The 7,360-nt window shown below is 64.7% G+C and carries 7 protein-coding genes; all 7 read left to right on the top strand.

The genetic code is table 11. The annotated features are described in order from the left end of the window. Window positions 1-30: 30 nt before the first annotated feature. Genes V3C63_RS07900 through V3C63_RS07930 form a run of 7 tightly spaced genes read left to right on the top strand, consistent with a single transcriptional unit; the run spans window position 31 to window position 7,200 of the window. Entirely contained in the window at window positions 31-297 is a 267-nt protein-coding gene (locus tag V3C63_RS07900; RefSeq protein WP_329887252.1) for a TM1266 family iron-only hydrogenase system putative regulator, read from the top strand. Next, window positions 290-1,057: a nucleotide-binding protein gene (locus tag V3C63_RS07905; RefSeq protein WP_329887253.1), complete on the top strand. Its 768-nt coding sequence runs from the start codon at window positions 290-292 to the stop codon at window positions 1,055-1,057. The genes V3C63_RS07900 and V3C63_RS07905 overlap by 8 nt, the downstream gene beginning before the upstream one ends. Beyond that, window positions 1,051-2,394, top strand: a complete 1,344-nt coding sequence (locus tag V3C63_RS07910; protein WP_329887254.1) for a nitrogenase component 1 — start codon at window positions 1,051-1,053, stop codon at window positions 2,392-2,394. Before V3C63_RS07905 ends, V3C63_RS07910 begins: the two co-directional genes overlap by 7 nt. Beyond that, complete coding sequence (locus V3C63_RS07915; protein ID WP_329887255.1) at window positions 2,391-3,551, top strand: nitrogenase component 1; 1,161 nt, start codon at window positions 2,391-2,393, stop codon at window positions 3,549-3,551. Before V3C63_RS07910 ends, V3C63_RS07915 begins: the two co-directional genes overlap by 4 nt. A 35-nt stretch (window positions 3,552-3,586) precedes the next feature. Next, on the top strand, window positions 3,587-4,789 hold the full coding sequence (gene hydF / locus V3C63_RS07920; RefSeq protein ID WP_329887256.1) for a [FeFe] hydrogenase H-cluster maturation GTPase HydF: 1,203 nt from the start codon (window positions 3,587-3,589) through the stop codon (window positions 4,787-4,789). A 20-nt stretch (window positions 4,790-4,809) separates the two neighbouring features. Beyond that, window positions 4,810-5,856 carry a [FeFe] hydrogenase H-cluster radical SAM maturase HydE gene (hydE, locus tag V3C63_RS07925; RefSeq protein ID WP_329887262.1) on the top strand — a complete coding sequence of 349 codons (1,047 nt, stop codon included), beginning with the start codon at window positions 4,810-4,812 and terminating at the stop codon, window positions 5,854-5,856. Between the two features lie 39 nt (window positions 5,857-5,895). Then, window positions 5,896-7,200 (top strand): DNA polymerase Y family protein, encoded by a 1,305-nt coding sequence (locus tag V3C63_RS07930; RefSeq protein ID WP_329887257.1) that lies wholly within the window; start codon window positions 5,896-5,898, stop codon window positions 7,198-7,200. Window positions 7,201-7,360: the final 160 nt, after the last annotated feature.

Genomic DNA, 7,360 nt, shown 5'->3' on the forward strand with positions numbered 1-7,360 from the left:
AGCGACGAAGAAAAATAAAAGGAGAGCGACATGAAAACACGGGTAGCAGTCATCGCGATTATCGTGGATGACAACGCGGCGTCCGCCGCGATCAATCGGCTGCTGCACGAGGCAGCGGATTTTGTGGTCGGGCGGATGGGCATTCCCTACCGGGAAAAGGGTATCAATATCATCAGCGTGGCGGTGGACGCGCCCCAGGAAGTGATCAGCGCGCTGTCGGGCAAGATCGGGCGGCTGCCCGGCGTCAGCGTCAAAACGGCTTATTCCGGCGTCACGACGGAGGCGGCCGATGATTAAGCTCGCGTTTTACGGCAAGGGAGGTATCGGCAAATCGACGACGGTGTCCAACGTCGCGCTGGCCATGGCCCGGCGGGGGCTTACCGTGATGCAGATCGGCTGCGACCCGAAGGCCGATTCGACCCGAGGGCTTTGCGGCGGGGCGCCGCCGGCGAGCGTGATGGATTTGATTCGTGCCCGCGGCGACGATTTTGCGCTGACCGACGCGGTGAAGGTTGGTGTCGGCGGGGTGATCTGCGCCGAGGCCGGCGGTCCGCTGCCGGGGCTTGGCTGCGCGGGGCGCGGGGTGATCACCGCCCTCGAGACGCTGGCCGAAAAGGGTATTTACGAGACAGTTCAGCCGGATGTGGTGCTCTTTGACGTGCTGGGGGATGTGGTTTGCGGCGGGTTTGCCCTGCCCATGCGCCGGGGCTACGCCCAGAAGGTGTATATTTTGACCTCCGGCGAAAACATGGCCATTTATGCGGCGGCCAATATCGCCGCGGCCGTCGCGGGTTTTAAAAACCGGGGCTATGCGAGTCTCGGCGGGCTGATTCTCAATCGGCGGGACGTGACCCGGGAGGACGAGAAAGTGGCCGAGCTCGCCCGGGATTTCGACACACGCATCGTGGGCGATCTGCCTCGGGACGCCCGGGTGCCCGCGGCGGAGGAAGCCGGGCAGATGGTGCTCGAGGCCTATCCTCAGGCGCCGGTTTCGGCGGCCTACCGCGCGCTGGCGGCAGTCCTTTGCGCTGAAAACGGATTGGAGACGCGATGCTAACACGACTCACCCATAACCGAAGCACGGACCGGGCGGCGGTCGCCATCGGCGAGGCCGATTTCCCCGCGCCCTTTGCCCACGGCCTGGAATACAACGCGCCGGTGCACGGCAATTGGAACATCGTCCACACGGGGATGCTCGTGCCGGAGAGCCACCAGATTTACATCTGCGCGCAAAACTGCATGCGGGGTGTCGCGATGACGGCGGCGGAGATGAACGCGGCCGATCGTTTCTCGATGGTCGTTCTGGAAGAGCACGACCTTTACGACGGCGATCTCTTTGAGATCACCTGCGAGGGCATCGCCGATGCGATTAAAAAAATGCCGGCGCCGCCCCGGGCAGTGCTCGTTTTTCCCGTGTGCCTGCATCATTTTATGGGCACGGACATGGCGGCGGTGTATCGCGAGCTCGAGCGCCGTTTTCCCGGGATTGATTTTATCCGCTGCTGGATGGATCCGATCATGCAAAAGACGGGGCTCACGCCGGAACAAAAGCAGCGAAAAGCGCTTTACGACCCGCTGGAAGCGCTGCCCCCGGATCCCCGGGCGGTGAACCTGCTCGGGGGCAATCTCGCGGCGGATCCCGAGGGCAATGATATCGCGCGGCTGCTGGCGCAAAATCATTTTGCGCTGCGGGAGCTGGCGACCTGCGAAAGCTATGGCGATTTTCTGGCCATGGGCGAGGGCGCGCTGGAACTTTGCGCCACGCCCTTCGGCGATTACGGCGCGAAGCAGCTGGCCCGACGTCTAAAACGGCCCTACCTTTGGTTGCCCTGCAGCTGGCAGTTTGATCGGATCGCGGCGGATCGAAAGCGGCTGTGCGACGCGCTGGGCATTGCCGACGCGGCCGTTGCGGCCGACCGCGCGGCGGCATCGGCGGCTTTGCGAAGGCTTACGGCCACGCTGAGCGACACGCCGGTAGCCATCGACGCCATGGTGGTGTTTGAACCTTTGGGGCTGGCGCAGCTACTCATCGAGCACGGCGTGAACGTCGTGCGGGTGTATCTGGACGCTGTGGCGGCGAACGAGCGGCCGGCCTTCGACTGGCTGCGCGCCCACGCGCCGGGGCTGACCTTGGTGGCGACCATCCGGCCGGAAATGCGCATCGCGCGCCGAGGCGGCGGCCTGCGGCCGGCGGGGAAAATCTTGGCCGTCGGACCCAAGGCGGCCTATTTTGAAGACACGGCCTATTTTGTCAACACGGTCGACAACGGCGGGCTCTGGGGCTACGCGGGCATTGCTGCGCTGGCAAGACAGATGGGCGAGGCCCTGGCGACGCCCAAGGCTACCCGGGCGCTGGTGCCCCGCAAGGGATGGGGATGTGACTGCGCGCTATGAGACAGACGAGACGCATCCTCCCGGTGACTGCCGGGGACATTTCCGGGGCGGCTTCCGCTCTGTATGAGCTCGGCGGCATGACGGTGATCCACGACCCGTCGGGCTGCAACTCGACCTACAACACCCATGACGAGATCCGCTGGTACGATCAGGAAAGTCTGATTTATGTGTCGGGGCTCACCGACGTGGACGCGATTAACGGCGACGACGACAAGCTCATCGCCGAGATTGCTGAGGCGGCGCAGATCACCAAGCCGCGTTTTATCGCGCTGTGCAATTCGCCGATTCCTTTCATCAACGGGACGGATTTCGAGGCCATCGCGGCGCTGATCGCCGGGCAGACCGGGGTGCCGGCCTTTTATGTGCCCACCAGCGGCATGCACGATTATGTGCGCGGAGCGGGGCTGGCGCTGGCCAAAATTGCCGGGCATTTTGTGACGCCGCCGGCCGGTCGCCGGCCGCGCACGGTAAACCTTTTGGGTATGACGCCGCTGGACTTTGCCAACGCGCAAGCACGCAGGTCTTTAACCGCGGGCCTTGAAGCCGAGGGCTGGCAGGTGGTCAGCTGCTGGGCGATGGGCGACAATCTTAGCGCATTGGCCCGGGCGGGCGGCGCCGCGGTGAACCTGGTCGTCTCGGCGGCGGGGATGCGGGCGGCGAAAGTGCTCGCCCGGCGCTTCGGCACGCCGGCGGCGATCGGTTGCCCGATTGGCTCTCACGCGCCGGCCGTTTACCAGGCGCTCGAGCAGGCGGCAGCCGAAGGCGGCGCATCCATCGTGACCTATGCGGCGCGGGAGGTGCCATCTGGGCCGGCCGCGGCGTTATTGGGCGAGCCGGTGTCTATGGGATCGCTGGCGGCGGCCCTGGAGGCCCGTGGCGTTCCGGCGCGGGTGATCGCAGTGGCGGAAGACAGCCGGGCGTTGCTCGCCCCGGGGGACACCCTCGCCTTGGACGAGGAAGCGGTTATCGCCGCGGTGAGCGACGCGCCGGTGATCGTGGCGGATCCGCTTTATCGGCCGGTGGTGCCGGCGGCGGCGCATTTTGTGCCGCTGCCCCATCTGGCGCTGTCCGGGCGGATCTTCCTCGCGCAGATGCCTGATTATTTCGCGCCGGATTTTGACGCGGTGATCGACGCCATCGCGGCGGCCGCACGTTAACCCTTGTGAAAGACCAAGAGAAAGAAGGCAGCATTGTGGCAACATTAAACGAAACCCCGCTGGGCGAGCGGGTGCATATCGGCTTTTTCGGGCGGCGCAACGCCGGCAAGTCGAGCCTGGTCAATGCGGTGACGGGTCAGGCCATGGCCGTCGTCTCGGAGACGGCCGGAACCACCACCGACCCGGTGGAGAAGACCATGGAGCTTTTGCCCATCGGACCGGTGCTTATTATCGACACGCCGGGCACCGACGACGTCGGCGCCCTGGGCGAGAAGCGGGTGGCCCGGGCTCGGGAAGTGCTCGATCGGACGGATATCGCCGTGCTGGTGGTCGACGGGGCCGTGGGCCTCACGGCGGACGACAGGCGCCTGCTCGCCCTCTTTGAGGAAAAGCAGGTGCCCCATTTGGTGGTGATGAACAAATGCGACGTGGGCAGTGCGCGGATGCCGGAAGACAGCATCGCCGTTTCGGCGCGCACCGGCGAAGGGATTGAGGCCTTTAAAAAACGGTTGGCGGCTTTTGGCGCGGTCGAACGGCGCCCCAAGGCTCTGGTGAGAGATCTGGTTGAACCGGGGGAGATCGCGATGCTGGTGATCCCTATCGACAGCTCCGCACCCAGGGGGCGGCTGATTTTGCCCCAGCAGATGGTGATTCGCGATCTGCTTGACGCCGGCGCGACGGCCCTCTGCGCCCAGCCCGAGCAGTTGGCAGACCTGCTTGCGAAGCTGACGGCGCCGCCGAGGCTCGTGATCACCGATTCCCAGGTTTTTAAAGCGGTGGCGAAGATCGTGCCGGAAGCGATGCCGCTGACGTCCTTTTCGATTTTGATGGCGCGCTACAAGGGTTTTCTCGCATTGGCGGTGGCCGGCGCCGCGGCGATTAAAACCTTGAAAGACGGTGATCGGGTGCTCATCGCCGAGGGCTGCACCCATCACAGACAATGCGAGGACATTGGCACGGTGAAGCTGCCCCGTTGGCTCGAAGCCGCTACCGGCGCCCGCCTGGCTTTCGAAACGGCTTCCGGCAAGGGCTTCCCCGAAGACCTCACGCGCTACGCCCTGGTGGTGCACTGCGGCGGCTGCATGCTGGGCGAGCGGGCGGTGGTGAGCCGGATGCGGCAAGCGGCGGCCCAGCACGTCCCGGTGACGAATTACGGCGTGGCCATCGCCCAGATGAACGGGATTCTGGCGCGCAGCCTCGCGATTTTGCCGAGTTTGCAACAGCAAGTGGCCAAGTGAAGGCGACGAAAGGAGAACGGATGGACAACACGGCATTGATCGAGGAGTTAGCAAGGCGCCGGACCCTGCCGGCGGAAGCGCTTGTCCAACTGCTGACGACCCTCACGGCGGCCGAGGCCGAAACGCTCTACGCCCGGGCGCGGGCCGTTCGGGAGGCGCATTACGGCCGCGCGGTGTATCTGCGGGGGCTGATTGAGTTCTCCAACGTCTGCCGCAACGACTGTCGCTACTGCGGCATTCGCCGGAGCAACGGCCGGCTCGAGCGTTACCGCCTGACAGCCGAGCAGATTTTGGCCTGCTGCGATCAGGGTCATGCCCTCGGCTTTCGCACCTTTGTGCTGCAAAGCGGAGAGGACGCCCATTATACCGACGACGCCCTGTGCGAGATCGTCGCGCGGATCAAGCACGCCCATCCGGACTGCGCGGTGACGCTGTCCGTCGGGGAAAAGGCGGCCGCCAGCTATCAAGCGTATTTCGACGCAGGGGCCGACCGCTACCTGCTGCGTCAGGAGACGACGGACCCGGCGCTTTACGCCCAGTGGCACCCTGAGACGATGCGCCTTTCCTATCGGCTGGCTTGCCTCAAGACGCTCAAGCGCATCGGTTATCAGGTGGGGGCCGGTATCATGGTCGGGGCGCCGGGGCAGAGGGTGGAAAGCGTGATCGCGGATCTGTTTTATATGCAGGCCCACGAATTCGAGATGGTGGGCATCGGGCCCTTCATTCCCCACAAGGACACGCCCTTTAAAGCTGCGGTGGCCGGAACGCTCGAAGATACCCTGCATCTGCTGGCGGTGATTCGGCTGATGATGCCCCGGGTGCTTTTGCCGGCAACGACGGCCCTGGGCACGATTCATCCCCTTGGCCGGGAAAAGGGCCTCTTAGCCGGCGCCAATGTGGTGATGCCCAACCTCTCGCCGCCGGGGGTGCGCTCGAAGTACATGCTCTACGACGGGAAGATCTGCACCGGGGACGAGGCTGCGGAGTGCCGCCACTGCATGGAGCGGCGCATCGCCAGCGTGGGCTGCCGGACGGTGGTGGACCGCGGGGATTATTGCTCCGCGTAAGCGGCGAAGCGGTATTGAAGACAGGGGAAAGGAGCGGCGATGGCGCGAAGCATGCAGCCGGATGAGCGGCTGATTTATCACGTGGATGTCAACTCGGCGTATCTCTCGTGGACCTCGGTGGCGAGGCTTGCGGCCGGGGAGAGCGACCTGCGGGGGGTGCCGGCCTGTGTGGGCGGCGATCCGCAGATGCGCCACGGGGTGGTGTTGGCCAAATCCATCCCGGCAGGACGCTGCGGTGTGCGCACCGGGGAGCCTTTGGCCGCTGCCCGGCGCAAATGCCCGGAGCTGATCGTCGTTTCGCCGGATTTTGCGCTGTATCGCCGCTTCAGCCGGGCCTTTAAAGCCATTTGCCGCGAGGTCACGCCGATGGTCGAATCCTTTTCCATCGACGAATGTTTTCTCGACATGACGGGCACCCGGGCGACGACGGACCCAACAGGCGTCGCTCATGAACTGAAGGACCGCATCCGCCGGAAGCTGGGCTTTACCGTGAATGTGGGTGTGGGCACCAATAAACTGCTCGCGAAGATGGCCGGCGGCTTTGCCAAGCCGGACCGGGTGCACACCCTCTTTCCGGAAGACATTCCGGCCAAATTGTGGCCGCTGCCCGTCGACAGATTGCTTTTTGTGGGCAAAAGCGCCGCCGGGAAGCTGACCCGCCGGGGTATCCGCACCGTCGGCGAGCTGGCCCGGGTGGAACCGGCGTTGCTCGAGGCGATTGTCGGCGAGAAAAACGGGCGCGCCCTGCACCGGCGGGCCAACGGCATCGACGACAGCCCCGTGGCGGCGGTGCGGGCGGCTGCCAAGGGCTATTCCATCTCGACGACGCTGGCCGACAACGTGACGGACCGGCCCCGGGCACACCGCGTTTTGAAGGCGTTGGCCGATTCGGTGACGGCGCGGATGCGGGCGGACGGCAAGCGGGCGACCTGTGTCAGCGTGCATCTGCGCACCCACCGCTTTGTCAACCGCTCCCGGCAGCGGGCGCTGGACCGTCCGACGGATATCACCGCCGAGGTGGAACGGCTGTCGAAAAAATTGCTCGGCGAGGTCTGGGACGGGACGACGCCCCTGCGCCTGCTGGGCATCGCCTTGACGGGGATCACAGGCAGCCGAGCGGAGCAGCTTTCGCTCTTTGGCGATGCGGCGCGGGAAAAGGAGCAGCGGGTGGACCGCACCATCGACGCGCTGCGCAAAAAATTCGGACCGGACATTATCACCCGGGGCGTGCGCCGGCCGGACGCCGGGCAGGCGGACAAAAAATATCGGGCGCTGATGGAGAAGACGGTGGGCGAAGCCCCGTCGGCCAAAAAACAAACGGATAGCGGCAAGACTAAATCCTGAGCGCGGACGCACTTCTGGCGGGCATCCGCGTTTTTTTGATGCTTGAATTGTCAAGTCAAGTGCAACACAGTTGAATGATAGACTTCATAGGGCGTTCTAAATCCGAGGCACTTCCGTGGTCGTTTGTTCATTTCATCCACTTTGCTTTGTATATACGCTT

Origin of the sequence: Pseudoramibacter faecis (assembly GCF_036289405.1) — a bacterium.
Classification (GTDB): Bacteria; Bacillota; Clostridia; order Eubacteriales; family Eubacteriaceae; genus Pseudoramibacter; species Pseudoramibacter faecis.